Source organism: Kribbella sp. NPDC051587, from assembly GCF_044453945.1.
Classification (GTDB): domain Bacteria; phylum Actinomycetota; class Actinomycetes; order Propionibacteriales; family Kribbellaceae; genus Kribbella.
In genome coordinates, this window is the sequence record NZ_JBITDE010000001.1 from 734,153 (window position 1) to 760,497 (window position 26,345).

Here is a 26,345-nt window from a genome sequence, read left to right on the forward strand (position 1 = left end):
CGCCTCTCACGAGGCATCGCCTCCTTCGATCTCGGCGGCTGCCCTGAGGTGTCGTTGCACCGCTTCTGGCGCCTTCTCCATCTGATCCGGCGTGAGATTGAGCTCGGCCAGCACGCCGTTGATCACCTCTGCAAGCAGCTCGCCCTGCCGTTCAGCGAGGCGCACTTCGCGTTCCGCGATGCCCATGTCGTGCGCGACCTTCGCGTACCTGACGACACGATCCCGCTCTTGGGCTTCCAGGGTGACAAGCGCACGAATAGCCTCTCCCGATGCGAAGATCCCGGCCTGCTTGTCGGCGCTGTACGTGTGCCCAATCAGGCCTTGAACTCCGCCAGGCGCAGGCTGGGCGTCCGCGTAACCCTGGGCCACGCGTGGACGGGTGCCTGCGGACCGCAGGAAGGTCACCCCCGGTTCGCTCTGCATCTGCCGCTCAAGAAGCCGCGAGTAGACGTGTAGCCGCAGCCACGACATGTGCAGCGCAGCCAACACCGCACTGCCAGGCTCGACCGTCGGCCGGCCGGTCATCGCAGACCAGGCCGTGATCTCGGTCTGCGACTCCCACGTGACGATTCGCTCCTGCCGCTTCGCAGCAACACGTGGAGCGCGGCCGCCGTGAACGATGCAGACTCCACCGCCGATCACACGTCGCCGGCACCGATTCCCGGTGGCCTTGCTGGTCGCTGTGCACTGATCGCCGAGCGGGTGCGGGTTGCTCATCACCACACCGCCAATGCGGCCAGAACGCCTGCAGCACAGGAAATCCGGCCGAGTGGAGAGGTGTATTGATACTGTCTGTTATCCGCGATTTTCGCCTGGTTCCAGCAGCGAGCCGCCCGCTGCGCTGACCTTCCTCCCGACCTCGCACCATGTGGTCTCCGCGACCATGAGGTTCCGCCGCTCATCGTTCCTCCGCCAGGTGCTTCTGTAGTGCGGGTGAGTTCGTGCCGGACGCCGCTGAGTGATCCGTGGGGGCAGCAGTCGTCATCGGTGGTTGGGTCGTACTCAACGTCGCTGCGGTGCGGCTTGTCGCTACAGGAGTGCATGGTTGGCGTCCTCTGAGGTGGTTGCTGTCCGGGTGTCGCACCTGTCCGCTCTTATAGAGAGAGAGCGGACCGGACAGGCGCGCCATGACACCGTGTCCGCGGTCTGTCCGAGGGTCTGACGGACAGGTTTTGTGAGGCCTGACCTGCGGTTTCATGGACTTACGCCTTGGCTGTCCGTCGCTGTCCATTCGATGCGCGGACAGGTCCTGTGATCGGCGCCTGTCCGCGCCCATTCCGGACAGGTTTTGCGGTGCTTGATCGCTCGTGCGAGGTCGTTGGTGGGAGCCGCGATCGAGGCTTCCTTGAGTGCTTCCCGCGCCTTGGTCCGGCCGGCGTCCTGGGGGACGCCCAACCGGGCGAGGGCTTCGAGGATCTCGGCGAGGCGGGCGTCTGCAGCGGCCATCCAACCGGCGCCTTCGACCTTGTGCCGGAGGGGGTTCTCGAGCCGGGTGAGGACTAGCTCGTCCTCGGTGATCTGGAAGCGGTGGTCGGTGCATTTGAGCTTGAAGGTGTTGTTGGCTTCCTTCGAGAGCTTCCAGACCGCGTCGACGTCGCCGTACTTGGCTGAGCCGCCGCGCATGCCCTTCGAGTCGTCCTTGCCGGAGTGGTCGAGGCGGATCATCGCGACCTTGGCCTGTTTGAGCGCTTTGCCCGTGGCGCGGTAGAGCCGTAGCCAGGTGTCATTCTCGTTCTCGTCGCCGTTGACGGCTCGCGAGATGGTGTCGATGACGACGAGTTCGCATTGGTAGGCCTCGACGGCCGCGAGGAGCTGCTGGGCGCCTTGTGCGCCGTCGAGACCGTCCATGACGGGGTAGGACAGGTAGCAGAGGTTCCGGAGGTCCTTGAGTCCGTAGCCCATGGCCTCGAGCCGGGTTCGAACGTCGCCGCGGGGGTCGTTCTCGTGGTCGACGTAGAGGACGCGTCGGGGCCGGTCAGGCCGGACTCCGAGAACCTCTGCGCCCTTGGCGACGCCGACCGCGAGCTCGAGCATGAGCAGGGACTTGCCAACCTTCGGTGCGCTGTACAGGGCCACGAGTCGCCGCGCCGGCAGGAGCGGCTCGATGATCCACTCCTCCTCGTCTTCCTGGGCCCAGAGCTCATCCCAGTCGAGGATGGGCAGGCTGGCCGCGGGTGACCGGGGTTCGCTGCCATGAAGCTGTTCTCGCGCGAGTTCGTCGATTGTGTCGACTGCGTGGGTGATCGCGTCGTATGGGTCGGTGGTCGTGCTGAGGTGCGCGAGTTGTTGACCGGCTTGCAGGATCCGCCGGCGCACCGCGTGGTCATGTACGACGCCCGCAAGGAATGCAGCGGCGGTCGGATGTTCGGTGCCTGCGAACTCGACGAGGTTGAAGAGATACGGCCCGCCACCGATCCGCTGGTAGTCGTGCGGGTTCTGCATCAGCAGTGTGGCGTTCACCTTCGTCGGGGTGATCGATTCGCCGTCGCTGTGCAGACGTGCCAGCTTGTCCCAGAGCCACTCATGAGACGGCCGGTAGAAGTCGCTGGGCGCCAGGCGGATCTCGCCGAGCAGCTGTGGGTGCTTGAGGACGAGGCCGAGTACGGCTCGTTCGGCCTGGAGGTCGTGCGGCGGCGATCGGAACGCATCGACAGGCGCCGGTATGGCTTCGGCGGTCACTCGGTGCCGCTTCCCTTCGAGACGGACCCAATCCGCGGTACGAGCGCCTGAAGCTCGGCGAGCAGCGAGCAACGGCGGCCGCGCGGGCAAGAGCAGAACCACTGCTCGCCAGGGAGATATCCAGCGCGATATCGCTTGCCATCGTCGTGCTCGATGACGGCAGAGACGACCTGTCGCCCGCCATGGGTGTCGACGTAGTCGATCGCTAGCCGGGTCATTGGGGTCGCCCCTTCTTGCGGAGGCGCTCCCAGTCCTTACCGAATTCTCCGCCGCGGAGCGCCGTGTCGGCGCCGACCGCCATGAGCGCCGGCATCAGATCGTTCACTCGCGCGGCGTCTACAACTGGGGCGCCAGGAACGAGCGGTTCAGCCTGCCGTCGCTCGTACCGTGTCGTCGTGGGCATCGGGTACCTGTTTCAGGGTCGTCGTTGAGATATCCGCGCACGAGGCCAGTCGGCAACTCAGCAGCCTCGAGCAGAACTTCGCTGGCCAGCCCCAAGTCCCGTCGCCTTCCTCGACCCATTGGGCGCGAGCGCTGGGAGCCATCAGTGCTCACGCTGAGCGCGAGCTATCTGCCATGAACTGCCGCTCGATCCACGCGTCAAGCAGTTCCTCGTCGAACATGCGGCGGCCGGCGATTCTCGCCGACGGCGGAGCAGTTCCGTTGTGAACCATCCAGCGCAGCTGCGACGGGCTGCGACGCAATCGTGCGGCGGCTTCGTCGAGGTGGAGCAGTTTCCGTGCCATTAGGCCTCCATCGTTATGTGTTCGCGTGCGAACACAATTGAGAGTACCCATAGATGTGTTGGATTCATAGTCTGTTTTGTGGCACGGTAGGCATGTGCCGAGAAACGTTGAGTCTGTTGAGCCCGGAACCGACGAAGCGCTGTTCGCGGAGAACATGCGTCGCCGCCGGGAAGAACTGGGCTGGTCTCAGGGCGAGCTGGCGCGGAAGATGCAAGACGCCGGCTGGGAGAACTTCCACCAGACAACGGTGTCTCGAATCGAGAAGGGCGAGCGCCCGATCCGCCTCAACGAGGCTCGCGGACTGGCGGGGGTCATGGATGCTGCCGTGGCCGAGATGCTCCGACCTCCGGCCGAGGCGGAGCTAACTACGCGGCTGCGGAGCCGCACCAACGTGGTCCGGGGTCGCGTTGCTCGAGTACGGCGCGACATGCTGCACCTCGCCGGCTGGGTCGACCGCCTGCAGGAGTCGGTCGACCTGGCGCTGGCGAGCGGTGTCGAACCAACCGAGGGGGCCGAGTTCACGGACTATGCAGAGAACCTTGCCGGGTATCGGCTCCGAGAAGCGATCGACGCCCTGGACTCTGCTCGCTCGACGCTTGAGCTACTGGCCGCCACAAGCCACGGCGAAGGTCCCGAGGGCCAAGATGGCTAGGCCCGCATTGCCGATCGGCACGGCAGGCAAGATCGGCTTCCTGACAATCCGCAAGGGGCGCGTACGTGCTCGCGTTCAGTTTCGCGACTATGACGGTGTGACTCGTGCTGTGACCCGTTACGGGTCAACGCGCGCGGCTGCTGAGCGGCGACTGAAGGAGGCCGTGCGGGATCGCGTTGGCCCCACCGGTGGCGATGTCACGGCGGATACGAAGATCCGCGATCTGGCCGAGGTGTGGCGCTCGGAGCTCATGGCGTCCGGTCTTTCCGATGGCAGCAAGCAAACGTACGAGCGCGACCTGGACCGGAAGATCCTGCCAGCCATGGGCGAGCTCACAGTCCGCGAGGCGCGTGTGCCGCGCTGCGACGCGTTCCTGACATCGGTACGAACCAACAGTGGTCCGGGAAAGGCCAAGACCTGCAAGACGGTTCTCTCATTGCTGATGGGGCTGGCCGTCCGACACGGCGCTATCGACACCAACCCTGTCCGCGAAGTGTCCAAGATCCCCCGCGCCCGCAGCAAGCCCAAGGCGCTCACGACCGACGAGGAATCGGTGATCCTGACCAAGGTCCGCAAAGACGACTTCACTGGGCCTGACGGTGACGACGTCGCCGACCTCATGGAGTTCCTCGACGGCACTGGGATGCGTATCGGCGAGGCGCTAGCAGTGCGAGCCGAGGTGGTCGACATCGAGGCTGGAGTCATCGAGGTGAACGCGACCGTAGTACGGCTCGTGGGCCGCGGCAGTGTGCTGCAACTGCGCCCGAAGACGGCGGCGGGTTGGCGCATCATCGCGGTACCCCCGCACATCGTCGAGCTGTGTACTCGGCGTCTGGCGAGGACCTGGCCGAACAACCCCCACGGCCTGCTCTTCCCACCCCAACTCGGCGAGGCCCGGAACCCGTCAAACGCCAACCGGGACATGAAGGCGGCCCTGATCCGCATCGATCCTGGCTTCTCATGGGTGACCTCGCATACCTGGCGCAAGACCGTCGCAACGCGGCTCGACGAGGCCGGCCTCACGGCGCGTGCGATCGCGGACCACCTGGGTCACGCCAAGCCCAGCATGACCCAGGACGTCTACATGGGCCGCGGTGTAGCGTCCTCCGCGGCGGCCGCGGCTCTCGACCGTAGCGCTGCATAACGTGGTCGTAAACTGGTCACGAAATGACGAAGTGCCTGGTCGATGTTGCTCTGACCAGGCACTTCTCAAGGGGTGGAGGTGGCGGGAATCGAACCCGCGTCCTTCAGCGTTGCCTCAAGGCTTCTCCGAGCGCAGTCTGTTATGGCGCTTTTCTCAGCCCCAGTGCTCTTACAGACACGTCACTGACAGGCTCAGTCACTGTAAATGTCCCGTGTTAACCCCGTGACCGGGCTAACAAAGCAAGCTTCCTAGCTGAGGCCAGGAACCGGGTCGGAAGCACCCCCGGGCTGACCGCTACTTTAAGTTCTCAGGCCGTCAGGCGGCGAGAGAGTAGCTGCTGCGCGCGTTAGCGTTGGCAGTTATTGTTTTCCAGAGATCGTTTACGAGATAACCCTGGATCCTCGGCTCGCTTCACTTGAAACTAACGTCCAAAGTCGAAACCGTTCACCCCCTGTTGAGTTGTCAAACTCCCACCCCGAACCGCAGGTGGAAGGTCCACACTACCAAGTCCAACAAGCTGCCCGCACCTGGGATTCCCCTACTTCACCATGCGGAGGGTGAAGGGGTAGCGGAAGTTGGAGCCGGCCGCGGTCGCGATGCCGCCGATGCCGGTCAGGACGAACCACATGATGCCGAGGATCGGGAACAGGAAGCCGATCCAGCCTCCGACGATGCCGGTCGCGATCCCGACGGCGGCGAAGGCCAGGGCCGCGGTCAGCTGGAAGTTCAGCGCCTCGACGGCATGACGTCGTACGGCGGGGTTCTGCTTGCCGGCGGTCGCGACGACCAGCGCGGGGCCGACGAAGAAGGTGGGGTAGCCGAGCCAGTGGGCGACCGTGCCCATGCCGCGGCCGTCGCTGTTGTAGCGCTGGAGCGGTGCCGGGCGGCTGAAGGCGGCCGGAACGTACGTCGGGACCGGGCTCGCCACGAGGCCGTCGAACGTGCTGTTCAGCTCGGCGCGGGTGCGCGCCTTGAGCGCCAGCTCGACCCGGGTGTCGAACTCGAACTTGTCGACGCGACCGTCGGCGTACATCTCTTGCAGGATCTCGACGGCGCGATCCCGCTGTTCGTGGGTCACCAGCAGCTGTGAAGTGGACATGTACCCACTGTCTCCGCCGAAACCCGCCCACCCCATCGGGTGCGCCCCGGACCCACCCCTGACCCGACCCGGACGCGCGTCCTTGACTTCAAGCGCTTGAAGTTTGTCAGGCTGAGGACATGTTCACCATCCAGGACGTGTCCCGGCGGTCCGGGCTGAGCGAGCCGACGGTCCGGTACTACGAGCAGGTCGGGCTGATCGGCCCGATCCGGCGTGACGAGAGCAGCGGTCACCGCCGGTACGACGATGCCGACCTCCACACGCTCGAATCACTCGCCTGCCTGCGGGCGACCGGGGTCGGGATCGAGGACATGCGCGTCTACGAGGCCAACCGCGCCCGCGGCCGGGCCGCCGCCGCTGAGCAGCGGGATCTGCTGCTGCGGCACGCGGAGCGGATCGAGGCCGAGATCGCGGCTCAGCACGTCCGCCTGGAGTACCTGCGCGCCAAGGCCGCCCTGTGGGAGGCCCGCGACCGTCGCGACGCGGCGGCGGAGGCCGCAGCGGTCGAACGAACCATGGAAGTCGTCACGAGATTGGAAGTTGTCCGATGAGCCCCACCCTGGTCACCGGTGGATCCGGTTACCTCAGCACCCACCTGATCGCGCAGCTGCTCGGTCAGGGCCACGAAGTACGCACTACCGTCCGCGATCTCGAGCGTGAACCCGAGCTCCGAGCCGCGATCCGCCGCGGCGGCGCCGACGACTCAGGCCTGGAGATCGTCACCGCCGACCTGTCCTCGGACGACGGCTGGGACGCCGCGGTGAAGGGTGTCGACGAGATCCACCACGTCGCCTCCCCCATCCCGGTCGTCCAGCCCGACGACCCCGAGGACCTGATCCGCCCCGCCCGCGACGGCGCTGTCCGGGTACTACGCGCCGCCCGCGACGCCGGTGCCCGTCGGGTCGTGCTGACCTCGTCGTTCGCCGCGGTCGGCTACACCCCGAAGCCCGGCGCCGAGTTCACCGAGGACGACTGGACGGACCCCGATACGCCCGGACTGGCGCCGTACCCGAGGTCGAAGACGATCGCCGAGCTCGCCGCATGGGAGGTGCTCCGCAACGAGAGCACTGATCTCGTCGTCATCAACCCCACCGGAATCTTCGGCCCCACCCTGACCACGAAGCTGGGCTCCTCCGCCCAACTGATCAAGGCCATGCTCGACGGAACCATGCCCGTCGCACCCCGCGCCCGCTTCGGCATCGCCGACGTCCGCGACGTCGCCGACCTCCATCTCCGAGCCATGGCCGCACCCCAAGCCGCCGGCAAACGCTACCTCGCCGTCTCGAACGACCCCGCCACGAGCTTCCTCGAGATCGCCACCCTGCTCCGCACCCGCCTAAGCGCAACCCAAGCCCCCACCGAAGAAGCCCCCGGCGCCGAGCCCCCGCGCCCCATCATCCACAACACCCGAGCCCGCACCGAACTCGGCTGGCCCCCCGCCCCGCCGACCAAACAATCCTCGACACCGCCCAGAGCATCCGACGCCTCGCGCTCTGACCCCGGCGAAGCGGACCTGCGTCACCCACCAACTCGCTCATCAGCCGCCCAGACCGCCCGCGCTGAGCGTGAACCAGACGATCCGCGCAGAGTCGGACGGTGATGGCGGTCCGCCCAACGGTGCGAACAGTACAAAGGCCAACACTCGGAGTGTGGCCAAATGGGCCGGCTCGACTGGCGGCTAGTCGCGGCGGCGGGTTCGGTCGGAGAGGGCTCGCTGGGCTTCGCGGCCGGCTTGGCGTTCGGCGAGGGCGTGGCGTTTGTCGTAGTCCTTCTTGCCGCGGCCGGTGGCGAGCTCGACCTTGGCGTAGCCGTCCTTGAAGTAGAGGGACAGCGGGATCAGGGAGACGCCTTGCTGTTCGACGGCCTTGACGAGTTTGGCCATCTCGTCCTTGTGCAGCAGGAGTTTGCGGGTACGGCGGGGCTCGTGGTTGGTCCACGTGCCGTGGGTGTACTCGGGGATGTGCATGCCCTGCAGCCAGAGCTCGTTACCGCGGACCGCGGCGAACGCGTCGACGAGGGAGGCCCGGCCCAGCCGCAGGGACTTCACCTCGGTCCCCGTCAGCACCAGGCCGGCCTCCACGACGTCCTCGATGTGGTAGTCGTGTCGCGCCTTCCGGTTCTGCGCGATCGGCTTCTGCTGGCCGGTCTGTTTCACCATCCGACCAGTATCTCAGACCGCCTACAACCACTTCATCGGATTAACCAGGCGCCCGTCCTGGTAGACCATGAAGTGCAGGTGACAGCCCGTGGAGTACCCCGTGGTGCCGACGTACCCGATGATCTCGCCCCGGGTGACGTGTTCGCCGACGCGGGCCTTGTAGCGGGACAGGTGGTTGTAGACGGTGGTGATGGACGAGCCGTCGATCACTCCGTGTGAGATGAAGAGCCGGTTGCCGTAACCGCCGTTGTAGTACTTGTCGGTCACGCGACCACTCGCCGCCGCGCGGATCGGCGTACCGCAGCCGGCGCCGAAGTCGGTGCCGTCGTGCAGCTTCCAGACGTGCAGGATCGGGTGGAACCGCATCCCGAACGGCGAGGTGATGTAGGTGTCGATCGGCTTGCTCAGCCCGCCGTCACCGTTGTCGGGGTCGTTCGGGACCGGGCGCGGCGGCCTGCCCTCGCGGCGGGCCTTGTCGCGCTCGGCCTTCTCGCGGGCCGCCTTGCGACGGGCAGCCGCGGCCTTCTCGGCGCGAGCGCGGGCGATCAGGATCTGCTCGACCCGGTTACGCTCGGCAAGCAACGAGTTGTACTCGGTCTGCTCGGAGATCTTCTCGCGCTCGGCGCGCTTGTAGAGGATCTGCTTCTGCGTCGTCACCGCTTGCGCTTCGGCCTTGTCGGCCGCGACCTGCTTGGTCAGCTCGGTGACCTGCTTGACCGTCCGGGCCGCCTCCGCGCGTGCCGCCGCGGCGGACTGCTCGGCGGCGGTCAGCTTGGCCTGTTTGCTGGCGAGCTGCGCCTGCGCGTTGTTCAGGTTGGTGATCGCGTTGCTCTGGATGCCGAACACGTTCCGCTGCACCTGCAGCCCGGTGGCGACATCGGTCGGCGCCGCGCCCTGCAGGGCGATGCTCAGGCCGACCAGCGAGTTCTGTTGCTGGTACGCCGATCGCACCGCCTTACCCGCCGCTGCGCGTTTCTCGACGATCTGCTGCTGCCCGGCCTCGACCTCGGACACGGCGTCCCGCAGCGATCGCTCGGCGGCCGCGAGCTTGCCCGCGGCAACGGCATCGGCGGCCTTCGCCGCGGCGAGCCGGCCCTGGGCCGCGGCGTACCGGACCTCGACGACCTTGAGCTTGGCGTCGGCGTCGGTGTACGCGGCGACGGCCGACCCGAGCTGATCGGCGGCCTCGGCCAGTTCGGCCTTCGACTTGCCGATCTTGGTGTCGAGTTCCTTCTTCTTCTGGGCTGGATCGGGCGGATCCGCCTGCGCAGACGGAACCGCCGCCAGGACTCCGGCGGACAGGGACAGGACAAGGCAGCATGCGGCAACGACCGTCTGCCGGCCCTGCGATCTCATGCGGGAACGCGGGCGCGGTACGGCGGAGGTGCCGGTGCTGTCGTCTCGCTGGATGCTCGCCCGCTCACGCGGGTCTGCACCGGGGAAGTGCGGGACCACAGGTCGACCCCTTGCTCTGGGTTGAGTTGTCGTGCAGACGAACCTCGAGAGGTACGCCTATTGCACGATAAGTCACCCAGGTCAGACTTTGAGGTATTTCCGTGTTGTCAGGAATGTCGGGACCACGGCCAGGATGATGCCGACGACAACCATGATGAGCGTGGCGCGGAAGGTTTCACTGGCCCCGACCCATTGCCAGACCTTGAAGGTCTCCTGGGCGCGCCGCATCACGACGAAGTACAGGCCGAGCCACAAGGTGCCGCAGGCAAGCACCGCGCCGATCAGCGCGGCCAGGATCGCCTCCAACAGGAACGGCAGCTGGATATAGAAGTTCGAGGCGCCGACCAGTCGCATGATCCCGATCTCCCGGCGTCTCGCGTACGCCGCCAATCGGATCGTGTTCGAGATCTGCATCAACGCGGCGATCAGCAGCAGCGCGGCACAGATGTAGGCGCCCCACTGCACGCCCTCGAGTGCCTTGAAGAGTGGATCGAGGTACTGCCGCAGGTCCTGCACGTTGTCGACGCCGGGCAGGCCGGCCACCGCGCTGACCAGGTTCTGGTACTGCTTCGGATCCCGGAGCTTGACCCGGAAGGACTGCTGCATCTGGTCCTCGGTGACCGTCGAGATGATCGGCGAGTCCTTGTACAGCTTCTTGAACTGCGCGAACGCTTCCTGCTTCGACTCACCGAACACACCGTCGGCGGCGGTGTCGGGGTTCGACTCGATCACCTGGCGGATCCGGTTCTTCTGGTCCTGCGTCACCTCGGCACCCGAGCAGCCGCGCCCGGTGGTGTCCTTGGTGCACATGAAGACCGAGATCTGGATCTTCCCGTACCAGTTGCCCTTCATCAGCCCGACCTGCTCGTTGGCCAGCAGGGCGCTGCCGAACAGGGCCAGCGAGACCCAGATGGTGACGACGACCGCGATCGTCATCGACAGGTTCCGCTTCAGGCCGATACCGAGGTCGGAGAGGATGTAGTTCAAACGCATTGTTCAGTCAGTCCCTGGATCGATCCCGAGGTTCGGGGCAGTGGTCAGTGCTGGTAGCCGTAGACGCCACGCGACTCGTCGCGGACGACATGACCGTTCTCCAGCTCGATCACGCGCTTGCGCATCTGGTTGACGATCGACACGTCGTGGGTGGCCATCACGACGGTGGTCCCGGTCCGGTTGATCCGGTCGAGCAGCTTCATGATGCCCTCCGACGTGGCCGGGTCCAGGTTTCCGGTCGGCTCGTCGGCGATCAGGATCATCGGCCGGTTCACGAACGCCCGGGCGATCGCGACCCGCTGCTGCTCACCGCCGGACAGCTCGTCGGGCAGCCGGTCCTGCTTGCCCTCCAGGCCGACCAGCTCCAGGACCTCCGGAACGGTCTTGCGGATGTGCGAGCGCGGCTTGCCGATCACCTGCAGCGCGAAGGCGACGTTCTCGGCGACCGTCTTGTTCGGCAGCAGCCGGAAGTCCTGGAAGACCGTCCCGATCTGGCGGCGCATCTGCGGGATCCGCCAGCTCGCCAGCCGGTTCAGGTCCTTGCCGGCCACCATGATGTGGCCCTTGGACGTCCGGTGCTCGCGCAGGACCAGGCGCAGGAACGTCGACTTGCCGGACCCGGAGGTACCGACCAGGAAGACGAACTCGCCTTTCTCGATCTCGACGTTGACGTTCAGCAGAGCGGCCTTGGTCTGGCCCTCGTACGTCTTGGACACATTCTCGAAGCGGATCACGGGTTCATCCGGCCGTGGTCGGGAACAGGGAGCGACGTAGCGGTAACCACGTGGTGCACCGTACGCCACCGAAGCGGCCGCGCTCAGCCTAGCCCGTCCTCGGCGTGCCGCCGACCACCCACACCCGCACGTCCGATACGCGGCGTACCGGCTGCGCCCACGCCGTACGGCGGAGCTGGGACTCCGGACGCGATCAGGCCGGCGCGGGGGCTGCGCCGGAGCCTGGGGCCGGGCGGGCGCCCGCTATCCGGGCCACGGCGGCGTCGGGTTGGCGGCCCGCGCGGCGGGCGGCTTCGACGTGTAGGCGGGCCAGCTCTACGGCTTGGCGGGAGACCTTGACGGTCTTCTTCTCAGCCATGCTCACCGTCTCCCTCGACGACCTCGATCTCGGCGTCTGCAATCTCAGCGTACGCGGCCGGGCCGACGCGGTCGATCGCCACGGCGGCGGTCAGCGCGGCGACCAGGTCGTAGTCCTCCGGTTGTAACAGCTCCGACCGCATCAGTGAGCGGAGCGTGACGACTCCGGCGTCCGTGCCGGCCTCATCGTCGTTGAGGATCTGCTCGACGGCCCATCGGACCATCCGCATCGTCTCCTCGCGGTGCCGCCAGGTGTCGAGCTCGCGCTCGGACTTGCGGGACAGGTAGGCACCGAGCGCGACGCCGCCGAGCGCCAGCAGCGGGCTGAGGGCCGTCACCACCACCCCGACGATCGCCATCCAGTTCGGAATCACCGACACACCCCCCAACCCATCGGGTTGCCTCCCCTGTTTCGCACCGTTGACCGGTCGATGATGTTACGTAGGAGCATTCCACCCCGCACCGACAGAACGCGCGCCCCTCGCAGTCGGACTCAGAATGACAAGGAACGAGGTCACCGTGATCGACGAGCCCGAGGCGTACGACGTGTTCGTCCAGGGCACGGTGTTCCTGGACATCGTGCTCACCGGACTGGAGTCCGCGCCGACCACCGGGACCGAGATCTTCGCCGAGGGGATGGGGTCCTGCCCCGGTGGGGTCGCGAACTTCGCGATCGCCGCCGGCCGGCTCGGGCTGCGCAGCGGCCTGGCCGCGGTCTTCGGCGATGACGTGTACGCCGATTTCTGCTGGCGGACCCTGGCCGATCAGGAGGGTGTGGACCTCTCGCACTCGCGCCGGATCGGTCACTGGCACTCCCCCGTCACCGTGTCGATGTCGATCGACCGGGACCGGGCGATGGTCACGCACGCCCACGAGGCTCCGGGGGATCCGAGCAAGCTGGTCGGTCCCGGGCTCAAGACGCGGTCCGCGATCGTTCCGGTCGCCGATGACCTGCCCGACTGGGTTCAGCAGGCCAAGCAGTCCGGTGCGCTGCTGTTCGGTGACGTCGGCTGGGACCCGACCGACGAGTGGTCTCCGGCAGTGCTCGACGTACTGGATGGTTTTCACGCGTTCACGCCCAATGCGGCCGAGGCGATGGCCTACACCCGCACCGACACCCCGAAGGACGCGCTGCACAAGCTGGCCGAGCGGGTACCTCTGGCCGTGGTCACGAACGGCGCTGACGGCGTACTGGCGATCGACTCCGCGACCGGTGAAGAGGAGCACATCCCGGCGCTGCCGGTTCGTTCGTACGATCCCACGGGCGCCGGTGACGTGTTCCTTGCGTCGCTCGTTCTCGGCACGCTCCGCGGCTGGCCGCTCGCGCACCGGCTCGCGTTCGGCAACCTGTGTGCCGGTCTGTCGGTCCAGCACTTCGGTGGTTCGCTGGCCGCACCGGGCTGGGGCGACATCATCGATTGGGTCCGCGACCACAGCCGGCACCGCCCGGGCGACGTCGATCCCGACATCCTCCGGCACTACACCTTCATCGGCGACGTCCTCCCAGCCGGGCCGGTCCCGATCGTCCGCCGAGCCTCCGCCACGATCGCCCGCCTGTCCGACGCCTGACCGAGCCGTGGAAATCCCCGCCGGACGAGCCTTGATGGTCGTAGGGTCGTCGGGCAACCACAAGCTTCTGGAGGCGGCGTGATGGGTGGGTTCAGTAGGCGGCAGGTGCTGGGGCTTGGTGGCGGGCTGGCGGCGGTCGCCGTGGCCGGCTGCGGGTCCAACTCGGGACGGCCGAACAGTGGCGGCGACGGCTCCAAGCCGGCGCTCTCGCAGTGGTACCACCAGTACGGCGAAGCCGGCACCCAGCAGGCGGTCGAGCGGTACGCGAAGGACTACCCGGATGCGACCGTGACCGTCGAGTGGTCACCGGGCGAGTACGACAAGAAGGTCTCGACCACCCTGCTCACCGACCAGGGGCCGGACGTGTTCGAGTACGGCAACGGGCCGACGATCGACATGATCAAAGCCGGTCAGGTCGCCGACCTCAGCGACGTACCGGGTGATGCCGCGGCCGATTTCACGCCTTCGCTGATCAAGCGCATGTCGTACCAAGGGAAGCTGTACGCGATCCCGCAGGTCGCCGACATGCAGCTGCTCGTCTACCGCAAGAGCCTGCTCAGCGCGGCCGGCGTCCAGCCGCCGCAGACCGTCGACGAGCTGCTCGACGCGGCGAAGAAGCTCACCAACGACAAGGTGAAGGGTCTGTTCGTCGGCAACGACGGCGGCGTCGGCATTCTCGGCGGGCCCGCCCTGTGGTCGGCGGGGCTCGACTACTTGACCGAGGACGGCAAGTTCGGCTTCGACGACCCGCTCGCCGCAGAGTCCCTCAAGAAGCTCCGCGAGCTGTTCACCTCGAAGACACTGCTGCTCGGCGCCCCCACCGACTGGTCCGACCCGTCGGCGTTCACGCAGGGCCTGACCGCGATGCAGTTCACCGGTCTGTGGACCCTGCCGGCCATCGAGAAGGCGTTCAAGGACGACTTCGGCGTCCTCCCCTGGCCCAAGCTCAACGCCACCACCGGTGCCCCGAGCGTCCCGGTCGGCGCCTACGGCTCCTGCGTCAGCACGAAGTCGAAGAACGTCGACGCGGCGAAGAAGTTCGTCAAGTGGCTCTGGGTCGACCAGACCGACAAGCAGCTCGACTTCGCCCAGGCCTACGGCTTCCACATCCCGGCCCGCAAGTCGCTCGTCGACAAGGCCGACAAGCTCAAGTCGGGCCCGGCCGCGGACGCCGCCAAGTTCGTCAACGAGAACGGCCACGCCCAGACCCCGCTGCTGTGGTCCCCCAAATCCGGTACGGCGTACTCCGACGCCCTGAACCGGATCATCCGCACCGGCTCCGACCCGGCCACCGAGATCAAGGCGGTCAAGGCCGTCGTCGAGGCCGAACTGAAGCGGATCGGCGGCTGATGGACCTGCAGCCCCTCACCGCCGACGACCACGAGCTGATCGAGCTGGCCCGCCGTACCGTCGACGCGAACACCGACGGCCCCGACGGCGTCTACACGATGGGCGCCGCGGTCCGCGGCGCCGACGGCCGCCTGTTCGCCGGCATCAACCTCTACCACTTCACCGGCGGCCCCTGCGCCGAACTGGTTGCCCTAGGCCACGCCCGCGCCTCCGGCGCCCGCGACCTGGTGTCAATCGTGGCCGTAGGCAACGAAAACCGCGGCATCTTCGCCCCCTGCGGCCGCGATCGCCAAGTATTGCTGGATTATCACCCGAACATCCGAGTCATCCTCCCCAGCCCCAACGGCCCCGGCTGGGCCCCCATCACCGCCCTACTCCCCGCCGGCTACCACTGGGAGCCGTGAAGTCAGGCTAATCCGGCAGCGAGTTGGGGCGGACCGCCCCCACTCACCAACTCTGTGCGACCCGTCCCGTTCACGCTCAGCGCTCGCCGTCGAAAGAGCCCGGGACCGGGTTGGTGAGTGGCGCAGGTCCGCCTCAGCCAACCTGCGGCCGATCCACTTCATGATGCCCCGATGATGTCCTTGCCGTACGCCGCCAGGGTCTCTTCCTTGGCGTCGTGTTGGAGGTAGAGCGCGAACTGGTCGACGCCTAGCTCTTCCAGCTCGGCGAGGCGGGCGCGGTGGTTTTCGATGGGGCCGAGGATGCAGAAGCGGTCGATCACCTCGTCGGGGACGAAGTCGGTGTGGGTGTTGCCGGCGCGGCCGTGCTGGCTGTAGTCGTAGCCTTTGCGGCCCTCGATGTAGTCGGTCAGCGCCTTCGGTACGCCGCCGCCGTCGCCGTACCGGGCGACGATGTCGGCCACGTGGTTGCCGACCATGCCGCCGAACCAGCGGGTCTGCTCACGCTGGTGCGCGAGGTCATCGCCGACATACGCCGGGGCGGCGACGCAGAACTTGATCGCGTCCGGATCCCGGCCGGCCTCCTCCGCGGCACGCCGTACCGACGTGATCATCCACTTCGCGATGTCCGGGTCGGCCAGCTGCAGGATGTACCCGTCGCCGACCTGGCCGGTCGCCGCCAGCGCCCTTGGCCCGTACGCCGCAACCCACACGTCGAGCGCGCCGTCCTTGACCCAGCCGAGCTTCAGCTCCTGACCGCGATACTTGACCGTCTCCCCGCGGGCGAGCCCGCGCACCACCTCGACGCACTGCTTCATGTCGGCGATCGTGCCGGGCTCAGCCCCGAGCGTGCGCAGCGCCGAGTCCCCACGGCCGATCCCGCAGATCGTGCGGTTGCCGAACATCTCGTTCAGGGTGGCGAACTGGGACGCGATCACACTCCAGTCGCGGGTGCCCGGGTTCGTCACCATCGGGCCGACGATCACTCGCCGGGTCGCCGCCAGGATCTGGCTGTAGATGACGAACGGCTCCTGCCACAGCAGATGCGAGTCGAACGTCCACACGTAGTCGAACCCGGCATCCTCCGCCTTGACCGCCAGCTCCACGACCGCGGACGCCGGCGGATCACACTGGAACACCACTCCGAAGTCCACAGCCCACCCCTTAGACCAAGTACGACGACAGGCCGCGCTTCAGGTACCGGCCGCGACCCTTGCGGCCATGGTAGTTGCCGTCAGCCACGATCACCTCGCCGCGCGAGATCACTGTGCCCACCCGGCCCTGGATCTCGACCCCTTCGTACGCCGAATAGTCCATGTTCATGTGATGCGTCTCGACGCCGATCCGCGTCGTACCGTTCGGGTCGTAGATCACGATGTCAGCATCCGATCCCGGCGCGACGATCCCCTTCTGCGGATACAGCCCGAACATCCGGGCCGGCGTGGTCGCGATCGTCTCCACCCAACGCGCCAGCGACAGCTGCCCGTCGACGACACCTTGGTAGATCAGGTCGACCCGGTGCTCCACCCCGCCGATCCCGTTCGGGATCTTGGAGAAGTCACCGACGCCGAGCTCCTTCTGGTCCTTCATGCAGAACGGGCAATGATCGGTCGACACCATCGCCAGATCGTTGCTCCGCAACCCTTTCCACAGGTCCTTCGCGTGTCCCTCGTGCTTGCTCCGCAAGGGGGTCGAGCACACCCACTTCGCCCCTTCGAACCCGGGCGCACCGAGCTGGTCCTCCAGCGTCAGGTACAGGTACTGCGGGCAGGTCTCGGCGAACACGTTCCGCCCCTGATCGCGCGCCTCGGCAACCTTTGCGAGTGCCTGACTCGCCGACAAATGCACGATGTAGAGCGGGCAGTCCTTCGCGACCTCGGCGAGCATGATCGCCCGATTCGTTGCCTCGGCCTCCAACGCGGCCGGCCGGGTGATCCCGTGATAGATCGGATCGGTCTCGCCGCGAGACAACGCCTGCTGAACCAGTACGTCGATCGCGGGGCCGTTCTCCGCATGCATCATGATCATCGCGCCGTTCTCCCGCGCGGTCTGCATCGCCCGCAGGATCTGGCCGTCATCGGAGTAGAACACCCCCGGATACGCCATGAACAGCTTGAAGCTCGTGATCCCTTCGTCGCTGACGAGTTGATCCATGGCCTTCAGGGCGTCGTTGTCGACCCCACCGAGAATCATGTGGAACGCGTAGTCGATATGACAGTTGCCGTCGGCCTTCTCGTGCCAGGCCGCGAGCCCGTCCTGCACCACCTCACCGGTCCGCTGGATCGCGAAGTCGATGATGGTCGTCGTCCCGCCGTACGCCGCCGCCCGGGTCCCCGTGTCGAACGTGTCACTGGCCGACGTACCGCCGAACGGCATCTCCATATGCGTGTGCGCGTCGATCCCGCCCGGGATCACATACTTGCCGGTGGCATCGATCACCTCGTCCGGTGTGATCGCCGTACTGAACAACGGATCCAGCAGGGCAACGATCTTCTCGCCCTGCACGAGCACATCGGCTTGTTGTGACCCCGACGGCCCGATGACCGTCCCGCCCTTGACCAGCAACGTCATCTCGGCCCCCTACGGCTTCGTCAGATCCCCATAGGCGTCCGGCCGGCGATCCCGGTAGAACTGCCACCGGTCCCGGACCGTGTCGAGGAGATTCAGATCCAGGTCCCGGACGATCAGTTCGGGGTCGTGGTCGTGCCCGACCTCCCCCACGAACTTCCCCTCCGGATCCACGAAGTACGACGTACCGTAGAAGTCGTTGTCCCCGTAGTCGGACTCGATCCCCACCCGGTTGATCGCCCCGATGAAGTACTCGTTGGCCACCGCACTCGCTGGCTGCTCCAGCTGCCACAAGTACGCCGACAGCCCCCGGCTCGTCGCCGACGGGTTGAACACGATCTTCGCCCCTGCCAACCCCAACGCCCGCCACCCCTCCGGGAAGTGCCGGTCATAACAGATGTACACGCCGATCCGCCCCACCGCGGTATCGAACACCGGGTACCCCAGATTGCCGGGCCGGAAGTAGAACTTCTCCCAGAACCCCTTCACCTGCGGAATATGGTTCTTCCGGTACTTCCCCAAGTACTTGCCGTCAGCATCAATGACCGCAGCCGTGTTGTACAACACCCCCGGCTGCTCCTGCTCATACATCGGCAGCACCATCACCATGCCCAGCTCAGCCGCCAACGCCTGAAACCGCTCCGTAGTAGGCCCAGGCACAGCTTCGGCGTACTCGTAAAACTTGGGGTCCTGCAGCTGACAGAAGTAGGGCCCGTAGAACAGCTCCTGAAAACAGATGACCTTGGCCCCGGCCTCCGCGGCCTGCCGCGCATACTCCTCATGCGCCTTGATCATCGACTCCTTGTCACCAGTCCAAGAAGTCTGCACCAACGCCGCCCGCACAACCTCCGCCACCGAAACCTCCCGAGTCGCCGAGGCCCCATCCTCCATCTGCTCCCGGACAGAGTCAACGGATGTCTCCGCCCGACCTCCCGCAGTCAGTACCTATCGCGTACGCCGAGAATCCGCCGGCAGCAACTCACTCCACCGGACTCGCCATAAAAGACCCGAGCCCCACGGCAACAATCTCAGCCAACTCGGCTGGACGTGAGACCCACTCCACGTCCACGGTCAGGAACCCGCCGGCCACCCTCCCTCCGACAACAGACCTGAACCCGCCCATGCATTCCTCACACTCGAGAAACACCCCAGCCGTATCCACCCGCACCATGAACCCAAGCAGCCCGTTGGTGCACATCGTGCAGTCGAGCCAAGAAGTGATCACTGTTCCGGGTCCGTGGATTCAGCCAGCAGGGCGTCGTCCCGCAGCGCGTCGAGAAACGCCCGACATGCCTCCGACTCGTTCGCGAACACCCGCTCGTCGATCCGATGACCCCGTTCGCTGTAGTAGACGTGCCAGTGCTCCTCCTCAGGCACCAGACAGTACGACTCGTTGACGTCCACCCCGATGCTGTAGGCCCCCGCAGGAACCCGCTCCGCCTGCAACCGCGCCGCCAACTCCACTATCGTCATGCCGCCGCCCTCCAGCACCGCGCGCCACTCCGCCGCCTGCTTCGCGTCGAACTCCGTGAACGGGTACCGCATCAACGCCTCCCGCAGCAGCCGCGCCGCCTCCCGATTCCCCAGCGGCCGCAACCCGTCGTACTCAGGCTCGGTGAGGTGGATCGGAAGTCGACCGACGGCAGCATCCCTCAGAAAGACAATCGCGTTACACCGGAGCATGCGCACCGGGTTCGGCCCGTAAGCCACCAGAAGCACCGACTCGATCGACGCCCGATGATCCAAAACCCACTGCGGCCGCCCATCCGTCCCCCGACCATCACTCCCGCGCCTCCGAGCGATCGCCACCAACTCCTCCGCCGGCATCTCCTTCACCGGCCACGGCAACCCCCAGTCATCCGCATCACCCCGCCACAGCCACCTACGCCGGAGCCGCCGCAACGAACGCCTGCTCACCAACTCACCTCCGGGTTCACGAAGGCGAGAGTTTCCGTCAACACCCGCCAGACCTCCCCTGCACCAAAATGCCGGTGGTCCACCATCTCCGATCCGCCGCCTCTCGGCCCACCCTCGCCGCTCACCCAGAACATGAACTGCGCCATCCGCTCGGCGCTGGCCAGGCGGAGTCGGACCGCTGGCTTGTCGGTCCACTCGGACCGATCCACCCGCCCCTCAACCAACCTCGATCAGCGATCGTCGTCGACCAGATGTTTCCGCCCCGCGTTTCGGGACTCTCGGATAGAGCGCAACCGCAGGTGAGGCAGGCCGGCCCGATGCTTGGCGCCCGGCTTACCTCGCGGAGACGCAGTCAGGAGCGGTTCGCGGAGCGATCCAGGGCCTAACTCAGATCGATCCCCGCAATCGCATTCCCGAGACCAGCCTCCCTGGCTTGAGCCCGCAATCTCCCCATGATGTCCCAATAGATCTCGATGTCCATCAGCTCAAGATTCTCCACTTGGTCCTTCCCGCCCAGGAACAGCGGGACCTGATAGCCAACGCATTGGCCAAATTCAAGCGGGCTCGGAGTCTGCGATTGCCACTGCAGGTAGAAGCTCACCGCAAGAGCTTCTTCCGAATAGTCAACCAACTCTTCGTCGTGAAATTTCGAGAACGGCACCGGAACCTCCAACGCCTCGCCGGTCCCAGCCTCGACGATCATCACCTCCGGGTCGAGCGCCTCGCCCCGGGCTCGGTCGGTCGCAAACTGCCGGCCGAGCCAATCGAACCCGAAGACCTCGAAGCGACCCCTGAACTCCGGAAAAGCCGCATCAACCCACGCCTGCCCCGCGGTCGCAGACGCTTTCGTCATGAATTCGGTACAAGCCCTCTCGGAACGTGCATCCCCCGAACCGTCCACGCAGCTCCTGCAACGGCGTCGGCTCCGCATCGCCGGCAAGATCGGAGGCTTGTCCATCAGTAAGATCGAACCCGTTCCTGAACCTATCCAGCAACATAAGCATCACCTTTCAAAAGTCCAGACGCCAGTCACCCTTGACTCGCAAACGCCAACTCCGGATCGAGGCCAACGGCAACCAGACCGAGCCGCACCTTCTCAACGAACGACGTCACGCACGCCTCGACCTCACTCCACGGAACCGGCCTGCTGACGACGCCCGGCTCGAACACCGACCCGAAGACCCACCCAGCCTCCTCGCGGGTGATCCGCACCGACCCGATCTCCTCGTACGACATCGAGTTGAACGAGAAGTCCTCCTCCCGATCCCAGCCGAGCAGACTCCGCGCCAACTCCACCACCGGAAACGCGTCCTCGGCGAACAGCACCCGCTCCCCCTCGACCATCCGAAAGTCAGCATCAACCTGCACCAAGATGTCCGCCTGAGTCTTCTTCTGAAGCTCCGACACATCCAATGCGCCACACGTCAGCACAACACCCCAGCTCACCGCTCCACCCCATCCACAATCCCCAGGACCATTCGAGCCTTCTCTCCCGAGCAACTCAACCAAAGCTCCGTGCCCTCGCCACCCGCCAGAATCGGCGCCGTGCTCCGCAGCCACTTCCTCCGAACGTCGAACCCCTCAGACCGCAACGACCCATCCGCACCGAGCGAGCCCCGTCAATTGCGGCGCCCCATCCGCAGAGGACAGGCCAACTGATCCCCAGAGATCGCCGAGTGCAGCACTGCCGCGAACAAGTGAGAGGTGTCCCCTTGCCTAGAGGAAGGCGGCTCTGAGCACCTCGACGTGGGCCCTGCCTGCAGCCTGGGCCTGATCTCTGAGGGCGGCCAAGTCGACGGACGCGAAATCCGCGGAGAGAGTTTCCATGTCGCGGATCTGGGCCGCGATCTCTTCTTCGTAGCGGCTGGACTCTCCGGTGACCGCATCGTCGATAAAGCCGGCGATGTTGAGATTGTGGTTCGAGGTGTACGTAATGTTCTCCGACTCGCCGGTGGCCAGGTAGGTGTAGGCGTAGTACATCGCTCCGACTGCATCGAATGCGAACGCCAGGATTCCTGGCGGCTCGTCGTCGCTTTCCGTCTGCATTTCTGGAAAGGCGTCGATCTGCTCCTGCCGCGAGGCCCGCTCCTCCAGCGACAGGTTGGGCGCGCCCCAGAGGTCCTCAAGGAGACGCAGGTACGTCTCAACGTCCGCGCCACGGTCTCGTTCAGCTGCTACGGCCAGGAAGAACACGGCTGAGGCGCGCTCCACGCAACTGGCAGCGAAGGCCGCCTGAGCACCCTCCCCTGCTTCCCGAAGGAAGCGGGGGAGAGCGTGGTCGACACCTACCATTCGAAGGTCCTGACCCGGACGACGTCGACCGGGAGCACTCGTCAGAGGACGGCGATGAGCACGACGACGATGACCAGCAGGACTGCGGCCACGGCGACGGCGACGATGCGGCCGTTGAACTTGGGTTCGGCCGCGGGTTGGTTCTCGTTGACGAAGGCCTTGAACATCTGGGTGTTCGCGCCCGGGTCCAACTCGTTCTCGGGGACGTTCTGGTCTGCCATGGCTCCTGACCATACCGGTACGGCGGACCGCGGGCACTCACCAACTCCCGAAATCGCATGTACCATTTGGTACATGCGATTCGATCACGCGGTCACGATCCAGGCGCCGGCCGAGCGGGTGTGGGCGGTGTTCAGCAACGTCGAGCGATGGCCCGAGTGGACACCGACGGTCCAAGAGGTCGAGCGGCTGGACGCGGGGCGGATCCGCCTCGGCGCCCGGACGCGGATCCGGCAGCCGAAGCTTCCGGTGGCGGTGTGGGAGGTGACGGAGCTCGAGGAGGGGCAGTACTTCGCGTGGGTCTCCAAGGCACCCGGCATCAGGACGACCGGCGGTCATCGGGTGGTCAGTACGCCGGAGGGCACGGTCGCGACGGCGACGATCATCCAGGAGGGGCCGCTCGGCTGGCTGTTCGGGAGGCTGTACGGCGGTCTCACGCGCCGCTACATCGCGACCGAGACCGAGAAGCTGAAGGAAGTCGCGGAGCGGTGAGCCGGGACACCCTTCTGCAGGACGCGGTCGAGTACTTCGCGAAGAACGGCATCGGCGAGACCAGCCTGCGCGGAATCGCGACGAGTATCGGAACCAGCCACCGGATGCTGATCTACCACTTCGGCTCGCGCGACGGGCTGCTGGCCGCGGTGGTGCGGACGGTCGAGCAGCAGCAGCGCGACCTCCTCCAGGAGCTGACCGGGCTGCCGATCGCCGAGCAGTCGGAGCAGTTCTGGCGAAAGGTGACCGAGGCAACGTTGATCTACGGGCCCTTGTTTTTCGAGCTTTCCGCGCACGCGATGCAGAACCAGCCGCATACCGCCGAGCTGAAGGCGGACCTGATCAACGTCTGGCTGCCCCCGCTCATCGAGCTCTGCATCAAGGCCGGCATCCCCGAGGCCGAGGCGCCGAGCTACGCGCGACTAGGCCTCGCGGCATCACGCGGATTGCTGTCCGACCTGCTCCTGACCGGCGACGTCCAAGGCGTCGACGAGGCGTCCGCCCTGCTCAACCGCCTGTTCAGCCTGCCTCGGTAGGCGATTCGATCCAGCCCGCGACGATCGGCAGCCGCGACTCCCGCAGTACCGCGGCAAAAGCAAAAGGCTGATCCAGTACGACGTCCAGCCGGCGTTCCTGGCGCGTCACCATCGCGGCCCGCGTCATCGCCATCGACGTCACCGCCGCGGCCTCGAACCCGGTCGCGAAGAACCGCGCGAGCACCTCCTGCTTGGCCTGCCCGATCGCGAGCGGCTCCGGGCTGATCGCGCTGAAATGACCCTGCGAACCAGAGGACACCGCGGACAACCCGAACAACTCCGCAGACTCCAACAGGTCGTGCGATGCCGAGACCTCGAACGACGGCAGCGACAGCCGCACGTCCGGCCGCGAAGCCGTCGTCTTCCCCAGCCGCACACCCGGCGCGACGACATCCGACCCGTCGATCAACTCACTACCCGGTACGCCGTCGCGCGGGCGGGCCGCCGCGTCCAGCAATCCGTCGACGCCACCACCGACCCCCAGCAGTACGTCGACATCCGCGTCGCCGCGCACCGTGATCACGGTCAGATCGTCATACCGGCGTACCGAATCGAGGTCGGTGTCGGTCCGCTCGAGCCAATGCCATGAACCGGCCCACGCACCAGACCCGACATGCTTGACCTGCTCAGTGAACGGGCGGACCCAGGTCGTGCGTAGACAGAGCGCGGACGCGAGCACGAGCATCACGTCCGGGCTGATGTCGACCGGCATCTGCCGGATCAACCCGTCGGTGTGCTCCGCGGCCCACCCGTCCAGCCGAGGCTTGTCGACAGCGGACTGCCCGATCAGCATGCCGACCACCGGAGCCGGTACGACGTCGCTGAACGACTCGGCCAGCTTCAACTGCTCGCTCACCCAGACACCGAGCGCCGCATGCAGATCAGCCGACGAGTCCAGTGCCGAGATGAGCTCCGCTGCAAGCCGCGAACCGTCATCCGCGGAAACACCGGCGGCCGCCGCGAGCTCAGCTCGGCCGGGTTCGTCAGCGGCCGTGGCGAGGATCGCCAGCAACGGCCACAGGCCGAGCCCGGACACGACGGAGTTTCCGGGCGGCAGGCTGCGCACCCAGCGGCCGGTGAGATCGTTCACTGCACGCACGACGTCGGCATCCATACCCTCCAGCCTGCCATGTAAAGCCCAATCCGGCGCAGGACCAGTATTTGCCGTAACGACGCTGATTTTCATTATGCAGGTGCAGTGAGTCCTCGTTCGAACGCGCTGCGTTGTGTCAGGATTCCGCCCATGAGTGCGCCCGCGGACGTCGCCGAAAAGGCCGAGAAGCCGCCGAAAGAACCGGCTGGATCGTCGATCGCGTTCACCGCGACGCTGGTCCTGCTGGTCGGTCTGGCGTTGTTCGGGCGGCGGATCTTCGCCGGTGCCTTCACCGACGAGGGGGTCCGCACCTGGGCGACCATGTTCGTCGGAGTGACGGTGCAGGCACTGCCGTTCCTGGTCCTCGGCGTACTGCTCTCGGCCGCGCTGACAGCGTTCGTGCCGGCCTCGTTCTTCGCGAAGGCGCTCCCCAAGCACCCGGCGTTCGCCGTACCGGTCGCGAGTGCGTCCGGCGTCATCCTGCCCGGCTGTGAGTGCGCCTCGGTGCCGGTGTCGGCCGCGTTGATGGCTCGCGGGGTCACCCCGGCCGCCGCGATCGCGTTCCTGTTGTCGGCGCCGGCGATCAACCCGGTCGTGCTCGCGTCCACCGCGGTCGCGTTCCCCGGACAGCCGAAGGTGGTGGTGGCCCGCGCGGTCACCTCGCTCGCGGTCTCGATGATTCTCGGCTGGCTGTTCTTGCTGACGGGCAAGGGCGCCTCCTGGCTGAAGATGCCGACGAACCGGCACGCCGAGGGCACCCCCAAGTTCGAGGTGTTCCGCTCTTCGATGCTGCACGACTTCCTGCACGCCGGCGGGTTCCTGGTGGTCGGTGCCGCCGCGGCCGCCACGCTGAACGTCGTCGTACCGCGTGCCTGGCTCGACCATGTGGCCGGCAACCTGTTGCTGTCCGTCCTCATCCTCGGTGTGCTGGCCGTCGTACTGGCGATCTGCTCGGAGGCGGACGCGTTCGTCGCCGCGAGCCTCACGCAGTTCTCGCTGACCGCGCGGCTGGCCTTCATGGTGGTCGGGCCGATCGTGGACGTGAAGCTGATCGCGCTGCAGGCCGGAACGTTCGGTCCGAAGTTCGCCGTCCGGTTCGCGCCGGCCACGTTCGTGGTCGCCGTACTGGCCAGTCTCGGAGTGGGGTGGTGGTTGCTGTGAAGCGCAATGTGGCCGGACTCGTGATCGTCTTCGTCGGCGCCGCGGTGGTACAGCTCGCGGTCTCGAACACCTACCTGCGGTACGTGAAGCCCGGCATGCGCTGGATGCTGCTCGCGGCCGGCGTGATCCTGATCGTGCTGGCTGTGGCTGACGTCCTCGCCGATACCCGCAAGGACAACGAACACTCGGACGACGGCCACGGTCATCACGGGCTGCCGCGAGCGGCCTGGCTGCTGCTGATCCCGATCTTCGCGCTGCTGGTCGTCGATCCGCCCGCGCTCGGCGCTGCTGCGGCCCAACGCCAATCACCGGTCGCCTCGAAACCGATCCAGCCCAAGAGCAACTCCTGGCTGGCCGACAACCCACAAGGCGGCCCGGTCAACCTCGCCGTACGGGACTATGCCGTCTGGGCGGTGTGGGAGAAGGAGAGCATGAAGGGTCGCGCCTTCACGCTCACCGGCTTCGTCACCCCGACCAAGGACGGCAAGTGGTACGTCACCCGGATGGGCCTCACGTGCTGCGTCGCCGACGCCACCGCCTTCATGGTCGAGGCCCGCGGCGACCAGGTCGCGCCGCCCAAGAACCAGTGGGTCACGGTCACCGGCGAGTGGGCCGAGCCGGGCAAGCGCGTCGACGGCGATGTCGCCGCTCTCACGGTCGACAGCATCAAGTCGGTCGCCGCGCCCGCCAACCCGTACGAGTAGGTCCCTCACACTTTTGCCGCGTCCGC

The 26,345-nt window shown here is 66.5% G+C and carries 32 protein-coding genes and 1 other RNA gene; 11 read left to right on the forward strand and 22 right to left on the reverse strand.

All coding sequences use genetic code 11. The features are described 5' to 3' along the window. Nucleotides 1-6: 6 nt before the first annotated feature. The 5 genes from ACIA49_RS03560 to ACIA49_RS03580 all read right to left on the reverse strand — a co-directional run bounded on the left by ACIA49_RS03560 (nt 7) and on the right by ACIA49_RS03580 (nt 3,425). Nucleotides 7-717, reverse strand: coding sequence for a hypothetical protein (locus tag ACIA49_RS03560; RefSeq protein ID WP_396375509.1), 711 nt, complete (start codon nt 715-717; stop codon nt 7-9). Nucleotides 718-1,194: 477 nt separating this feature from the next. Continuing rightward, on the reverse strand, nt 1,195-2,679 hold the full coding sequence (locus ACIA49_RS03565; RefSeq protein ID WP_396375510.1) for an AAA family ATPase: 1,485 nt from the start codon (nt 2,677-2,679) through the stop codon (nt 1,195-1,197). Further along, nucleotides 2,676-2,897: a hypothetical protein gene (locus ACIA49_RS03570; protein WP_396375511.1), complete on the reverse strand. Its 222-nt coding sequence runs from the start codon at nt 2,895-2,897 to the stop codon at nt 2,676-2,678. The genes ACIA49_RS03565 and ACIA49_RS03570 overlap by 4 nt, the downstream gene beginning before the upstream one ends. After that, nucleotides 2,894-3,082 carry a hypothetical protein gene (locus ACIA49_RS03575; protein WP_396375512.1) on the reverse strand — a complete coding sequence of 63 codons (189 nt, stop codon included), beginning with the start codon at nt 3,080-3,082 and terminating at the stop codon, nt 2,894-2,896. The genes ACIA49_RS03570 and ACIA49_RS03575 overlap by 4 nt, the downstream gene beginning before the upstream one ends. 148 nt (nt 3,083-3,230) lie before the next feature. Further along, nucleotides 3,231-3,425, reverse strand: coding sequence for a helix-turn-helix domain-containing protein (locus ACIA49_RS03580; protein ID WP_396375513.1), 195 nt, complete (start codon nt 3,423-3,425; stop codon nt 3,231-3,233). Between the two features lie 94 nt (nt 3,426-3,519). Between ACIA49_RS03580 and ACIA49_RS03585 the strand changes: the two genes are divergently transcribed. After that, nucleotides 3,520-4,077, forward strand: a complete 558-nt coding sequence (locus tag ACIA49_RS03585) for a multiprotein-bridging factor 1 family protein (protein WP_396375514.1) — start codon at nt 3,520-3,522, stop codon at nt 4,075-4,077. A gap of 7 nt (nt 4,078-4,084) precedes the next feature. Beyond that, nucleotides 4,085-5,221 carry a tyrosine recombinase XerC gene (gene xerC / locus ACIA49_RS03590; RefSeq protein WP_396375515.1) on the forward strand — a complete coding sequence of 379 codons (1,137 nt, stop codon included), beginning with the start codon at nt 4,085-4,087 and terminating at the stop codon, nt 5,219-5,221. A 70-nt stretch (nt 5,222-5,291) separates the two neighbouring features. On the opposite strand, the gene ssrA is transcribed toward xerC, so the two are convergent. Both ssrA and ACIA49_RS03600 read right to left on the reverse strand, forming a co-directional pair. Then, nucleotides 5,292-5,673: a transfer-messenger RNA gene (ssrA, locus tag ACIA49_RS03595) on the reverse strand. Nucleotides 5,674-5,759: 86 nt separating this feature from the next. Further along, on the reverse strand, nt 5,760-6,320 hold the full coding sequence (locus ACIA49_RS03600) for a DUF1707 and DUF4870 domain-containing protein (RefSeq protein ID WP_396375516.1): 561 nt from the start codon (nt 6,318-6,320) through the stop codon (nt 5,760-5,762). 119 nt (nt 6,321-6,439) lie between these two features. Between ACIA49_RS03600 and ACIA49_RS03605 the strand changes: the two genes are divergently transcribed. Further along, the gene (locus ACIA49_RS03605; RefSeq protein ID WP_396375517.1) at nt 6,440-6,871 is read left to right on the forward strand and encodes a MerR family transcriptional regulator; all 432 of its coding nucleotides are present in this window, start codon (nt 6,440-6,442) and stop codon (nt 6,869-6,871) included. Continuing rightward, on the forward strand, nt 6,868-7,920 hold the full coding sequence (locus ACIA49_RS03610) for an NAD-dependent epimerase/dehydratase family protein (RefSeq protein ID WP_396375518.1): 1,053 nt from the start codon (nt 6,868-6,870) through the stop codon (nt 7,918-7,920). Before ACIA49_RS03605 ends, ACIA49_RS03610 begins: the two co-directional genes overlap by 4 nt. Before the next feature lie 78 nt (nt 7,921-7,998). Here ACIA49_RS03610 and smpB read toward each other — a convergent pair whose 3' ends face one another. The 6 genes from smpB to ACIA49_RS03640 form a co-directional block, all read right to left on the reverse strand. Then, nucleotides 7,999-8,478: an SsrA-binding protein SmpB gene (gene smpB, locus ACIA49_RS03615; protein WP_396375519.1), complete on the reverse strand. Its 480-nt coding sequence runs from the start codon at nt 8,476-8,478 to the stop codon at nt 7,999-8,001. A gap of 21 nt (nt 8,479-8,499) precedes the next feature. Beyond that, nucleotides 8,500-9,834 (reverse strand): M23 family metallopeptidase, encoded by a 1,335-nt coding sequence (locus ACIA49_RS03620; protein WP_396375520.1) that lies wholly within the window; start codon nt 9,832-9,834, stop codon nt 8,500-8,502. A gap of 180 nt (nt 9,835-10,014) precedes the next feature. Next, nucleotides 10,015-10,926, reverse strand: a complete 912-nt coding sequence (gene ftsX / locus ACIA49_RS03625; protein WP_391546776.1) for a permease-like cell division protein FtsX — start codon at nt 10,924-10,926, stop codon at nt 10,015-10,017. Nucleotides 10,927-10,970: 44 nt separating this feature from the next. Further along, nucleotides 10,971-11,660, reverse strand: a complete 690-nt coding sequence (gene ftsE / locus ACIA49_RS03630; protein WP_132407842.1) for a cell division ATP-binding protein FtsE — start codon at nt 11,658-11,660, stop codon at nt 10,971-10,973. A 193-nt stretch (nt 11,661-11,853) separates the two neighbouring features. Then, on the reverse strand, nt 11,854-12,018 hold the full coding sequence (locus ACIA49_RS03635) for a hypothetical protein (protein ID WP_396375521.1): 165 nt from the start codon (nt 12,016-12,018) through the stop codon (nt 11,854-11,856). Beyond that, nucleotides 12,011-12,391, reverse strand: coding sequence for a hypothetical protein (locus ACIA49_RS03640; protein WP_396375522.1), 381 nt, complete (start codon nt 12,389-12,391; stop codon nt 12,011-12,013). Before ACIA49_RS03640 ends, ACIA49_RS03635 begins: the two co-directional genes overlap by 8 nt. 124 nt (nt 12,392-12,515) lie before the next feature. On the opposite strand from ACIA49_RS03640, the gene ACIA49_RS03645 reads away from it, so the two are divergent. From ACIA49_RS03645 to ACIA49_RS03655, 3 genes are all read left to right on the forward strand, one after another. Continuing rightward, nucleotides 12,516-13,586: a carbohydrate kinase family protein gene (locus ACIA49_RS03645; RefSeq protein WP_396375523.1), complete on the forward strand. Its 1,071-nt coding sequence runs from the start codon at nt 12,516-12,518 to the stop codon at nt 13,584-13,586. A gap of 81 nt (nt 13,587-13,667) precedes the next feature. After that, on the forward strand, nt 13,668-14,936 hold the full coding sequence (locus tag ACIA49_RS03650) for an ABC transporter substrate-binding protein (protein ID WP_396375524.1): 1,269 nt from the start codon (nt 13,668-13,670) through the stop codon (nt 14,934-14,936). Further along, nucleotides 14,936-15,340, forward strand: a complete 405-nt coding sequence (locus tag ACIA49_RS03655) for a cytidine deaminase family protein (RefSeq protein ID WP_396375525.1) — start codon at nt 14,936-14,938, stop codon at nt 15,338-15,340. Before ACIA49_RS03650 ends, ACIA49_RS03655 begins: the two co-directional genes overlap by 1 nt. 158 nt (nt 15,341-15,498) lie before the next feature. Here ACIA49_RS03655 and ACIA49_RS03660 read toward each other — a convergent pair whose 3' ends face one another. The 8 genes from ACIA49_RS03660 to ACIA49_RS03695 form a co-directional block, all read right to left on the reverse strand. Then, complete coding sequence (locus ACIA49_RS03660) at nt 15,499-16,491, reverse strand: TIGR03842 family LLM class F420-dependent oxidoreductase (protein WP_396375526.1); 993 nt, start codon at nt 16,489-16,491, stop codon at nt 15,499-15,501. A 10-nt stretch (nt 16,492-16,501) separates the two neighbouring features. Beyond that, nucleotides 16,502-17,908, reverse strand: coding sequence for a dihydropyrimidinase (gene hydA, locus ACIA49_RS03665; protein ID WP_396375527.1), 1,407 nt, complete (start codon nt 17,906-17,908; stop codon nt 16,502-16,504). 9 nt (nt 17,909-17,917) lie between these two features. Further along, on the reverse strand, nt 17,918-18,760 hold the full coding sequence (locus tag ACIA49_RS03670) for a nitrilase-related carbon-nitrogen hydrolase (RefSeq protein WP_396375528.1): 843 nt from the start codon (nt 18,758-18,760) through the stop codon (nt 17,918-17,920). Between the two features lie 366 nt (nt 18,761-19,126). Beyond that, nucleotides 19,127-19,741, reverse strand: a complete 615-nt coding sequence (locus ACIA49_RS03675; RefSeq protein ID WP_396375529.1) for a hypothetical protein — start codon at nt 19,739-19,741, stop codon at nt 19,127-19,129. 463 nt (nt 19,742-20,204) lie between these two features. After that, on the reverse strand, nt 20,205-20,675 hold the full coding sequence (locus tag ACIA49_RS03680) for a T6SS immunity protein Tdi1 domain-containing protein (protein WP_396375530.1): 471 nt from the start codon (nt 20,673-20,675) through the stop codon (nt 20,205-20,207). A 176-nt stretch (nt 20,676-20,851) separates the two neighbouring features. Continuing rightward, nucleotides 20,852-21,268, reverse strand: a complete 417-nt coding sequence (locus ACIA49_RS03685; protein WP_396375531.1) for a hypothetical protein — start codon at nt 21,266-21,268, stop codon at nt 20,852-20,854. 270 nt (nt 21,269-21,538) lie between these two features. Beyond that, complete coding sequence (locus tag ACIA49_RS03690; RefSeq protein ID WP_396375532.1) at nt 21,539-22,114, reverse strand: hypothetical protein; 576 nt, start codon at nt 22,112-22,114, stop codon at nt 21,539-21,541. 41 nt (nt 22,115-22,155) lie between these two features. Beyond that, nucleotides 22,156-22,335 (reverse strand): hypothetical protein, encoded by a 180-nt coding sequence (locus ACIA49_RS03695; protein WP_396375533.1) that lies wholly within the window; start codon nt 22,333-22,335, stop codon nt 22,156-22,158. A gap of 73 nt (nt 22,336-22,408) precedes the next feature. Between ACIA49_RS03695 and ACIA49_RS03700 the strand changes: the two genes are divergently transcribed. After that, entirely contained in the window at nt 22,409-22,825 is a 417-nt protein-coding gene (locus ACIA49_RS03700; RefSeq protein WP_396375534.1) for an SRPBCC family protein, read from the forward strand. Then, nucleotides 22,822-23,361: a TetR/AcrR family transcriptional regulator gene (locus ACIA49_RS03705; protein ID WP_396375535.1), complete on the forward strand. Its 540-nt coding sequence runs from the start codon at nt 22,822-22,824 to the stop codon at nt 23,359-23,361. Before ACIA49_RS03700 ends, ACIA49_RS03705 begins: the two co-directional genes overlap by 4 nt. Here the strand turns inward: ACIA49_RS03705 and ACIA49_RS03710 are convergent. Next, the gene (locus ACIA49_RS03710; RefSeq protein ID WP_396375536.1) at nt 23,345-24,475 is read right to left on the reverse strand and encodes a serpin family protein; all 1,131 of its coding nucleotides are present in this window, start codon (nt 24,473-24,475) and stop codon (nt 23,345-23,347) included. The two genes, ACIA49_RS03705 and ACIA49_RS03710, sit on opposite strands and share 17 nt — an antisense overlap. Nucleotides 24,476-24,604: 129 nt before the next feature. On the opposite strand from ACIA49_RS03710, the gene ACIA49_RS03715 reads away from it, so the two are divergent. Together ACIA49_RS03715 and ACIA49_RS03720 are read left to right on the forward strand one after the other, a co-directional pair. Further along, nucleotides 24,605-25,615: a permease gene (locus ACIA49_RS03715; RefSeq protein ID WP_391546754.1), complete on the forward strand. Its 1,011-nt coding sequence runs from the start codon at nt 24,605-24,607 to the stop codon at nt 25,613-25,615. Next, nucleotides 25,612-26,319, forward strand: coding sequence for a TIGR03943 family putative permease subunit (locus ACIA49_RS03720; protein ID WP_396375537.1), 708 nt, complete (start codon nt 25,612-25,614; stop codon nt 26,317-26,319). Before ACIA49_RS03715 ends, ACIA49_RS03720 begins: the two co-directional genes overlap by 4 nt. The last annotated feature ends 26 nt before the right edge of the window (nt 26,320-26,345 follow it).

Excerpts from the sequence above, each read along its gene's own strand:
- ACIA49_RS03560 (WP_396375509.1), bottom strand. The coding sequence starts at position 717 with ATGAGCAACCCGCACCCGCTCGGCGATCAGTGCACAGCGACCAGCAAG.
- ACIA49_RS03570 (WP_396375511.1), bottom strand. The coding sequence starts at position 2,897 with ATGACCCGGCTAGCGATCGACTACGTCGACACCCATGGCGGGCGACAG.
- ACIA49_RS03575 (WP_396375512.1), bottom strand. The coding sequence starts at position 3,082 with ATGCCCACGACGACACGGTACGAGCGACGGCAGGCTGAACCGCTCGTT.
- ACIA49_RS03580 (WP_396375513.1), bottom strand. The coding sequence starts at position 3,425 with ATGGCACGGAAACTGCTCCACCTCGACGAAGCCGCCGCACGATTGCGT.
- ACIA49_RS03600 (WP_396375516.1), bottom strand. The coding sequence starts at position 6,320 with ATGTCCACTTCACAGCTGCTGGTGACCCACGAACAGCGGGATCGCGCC.
- ACIA49_RS03605 (WP_396375517.1), top strand. The coding sequence starts at position 6,440 with ATGTTCACCATCCAGGACGTGTCCCGGCGGTCCGGGCTGAGCGAGCCG.
- ACIA49_RS03610 (WP_396375518.1), top strand. The coding sequence starts at position 6,868 with ATGAGCCCCACCCTGGTCACCGGTGGATCCGGTTACCTCAGCACCCAC.
- smpB (WP_396375519.1), bottom strand. The coding sequence starts at position 8,478 with ATGGTGAAACAGACCGGCCAGCAGAAGCCGATCGCGCAGAACCGGAAG.
- ACIA49_RS03620 (WP_396375520.1), bottom strand. The coding sequence starts at position 9,834 with ATGAGATCGCAGGGCCGGCAGACGGTCGTTGCCGCATGCTGCCTTGTC.
- ftsX (WP_391546776.1), bottom strand. The coding sequence starts at position 10,926 with ATGCGTTTGAACTACATCCTCTCCGACCTCGGTATCGGCCTGAAGCGG.
- ACIA49_RS03635 (WP_396375521.1), bottom strand. The coding sequence starts at position 12,018 with ATGGCTGAGAAGAAGACCGTCAAGGTCTCCCGCCAAGCCGTAGAGCTG.
- ACIA49_RS03645 (WP_396375523.1), top strand. The coding sequence starts at position 12,516 with ATGACAAGGAACGAGGTCACCGTGATCGACGAGCCCGAGGCGTACGAC.
- ACIA49_RS03650 (WP_396375524.1), top strand. The coding sequence starts at position 13,668 with ATGGGTGGGTTCAGTAGGCGGCAGGTGCTGGGGCTTGGTGGCGGGCTG.
- ACIA49_RS03655 (WP_396375525.1), top strand. The coding sequence starts at position 14,936 with ATGGACCTGCAGCCCCTCACCGCCGACGACCACGAGCTGATCGAGCTG.
- hydA (WP_396375527.1), bottom strand. The coding sequence starts at position 17,908 with ATGACGTTGCTGGTCAAGGGCGGGACGGTCATCGGGCCGTCGGGGTCA.
- ACIA49_RS03680 (WP_396375530.1), bottom strand. The coding sequence starts at position 20,675 with ATGACGAAAGCGTCTGCGACCGCGGGGCAGGCGTGGGTTGATGCGGCT.
- ACIA49_RS03690 (WP_396375532.1), bottom strand. The coding sequence starts at position 22,114 with ATGGTAGGTGTCGACCACGCTCTCCCCCGCTTCCTTCGGGAAGCAGGG.
- ACIA49_RS03695 (WP_396375533.1), bottom strand. The coding sequence starts at position 22,335 with ATGGCAGACCAGAACGTCCCCGAGAACGAGTTGGACCCGGGCGCGAAC.
- ACIA49_RS03700 (WP_396375534.1), top strand. The coding sequence starts at position 22,409 with ATGCGATTCGATCACGCGGTCACGATCCAGGCGCCGGCCGAGCGGGTG.
- ACIA49_RS03710 (WP_396375536.1), bottom strand. The coding sequence starts at position 24,475 with ATGGATGCCGACGTCGTGCGTGCAGTGAACGATCTCACCGGCCGCTGG.
- ACIA49_RS03715 (WP_391546754.1), top strand. The coding sequence starts at position 24,605 with ATGAGTGCGCCCGCGGACGTCGCCGAAAAGGCCGAGAAGCCGCCGAAA.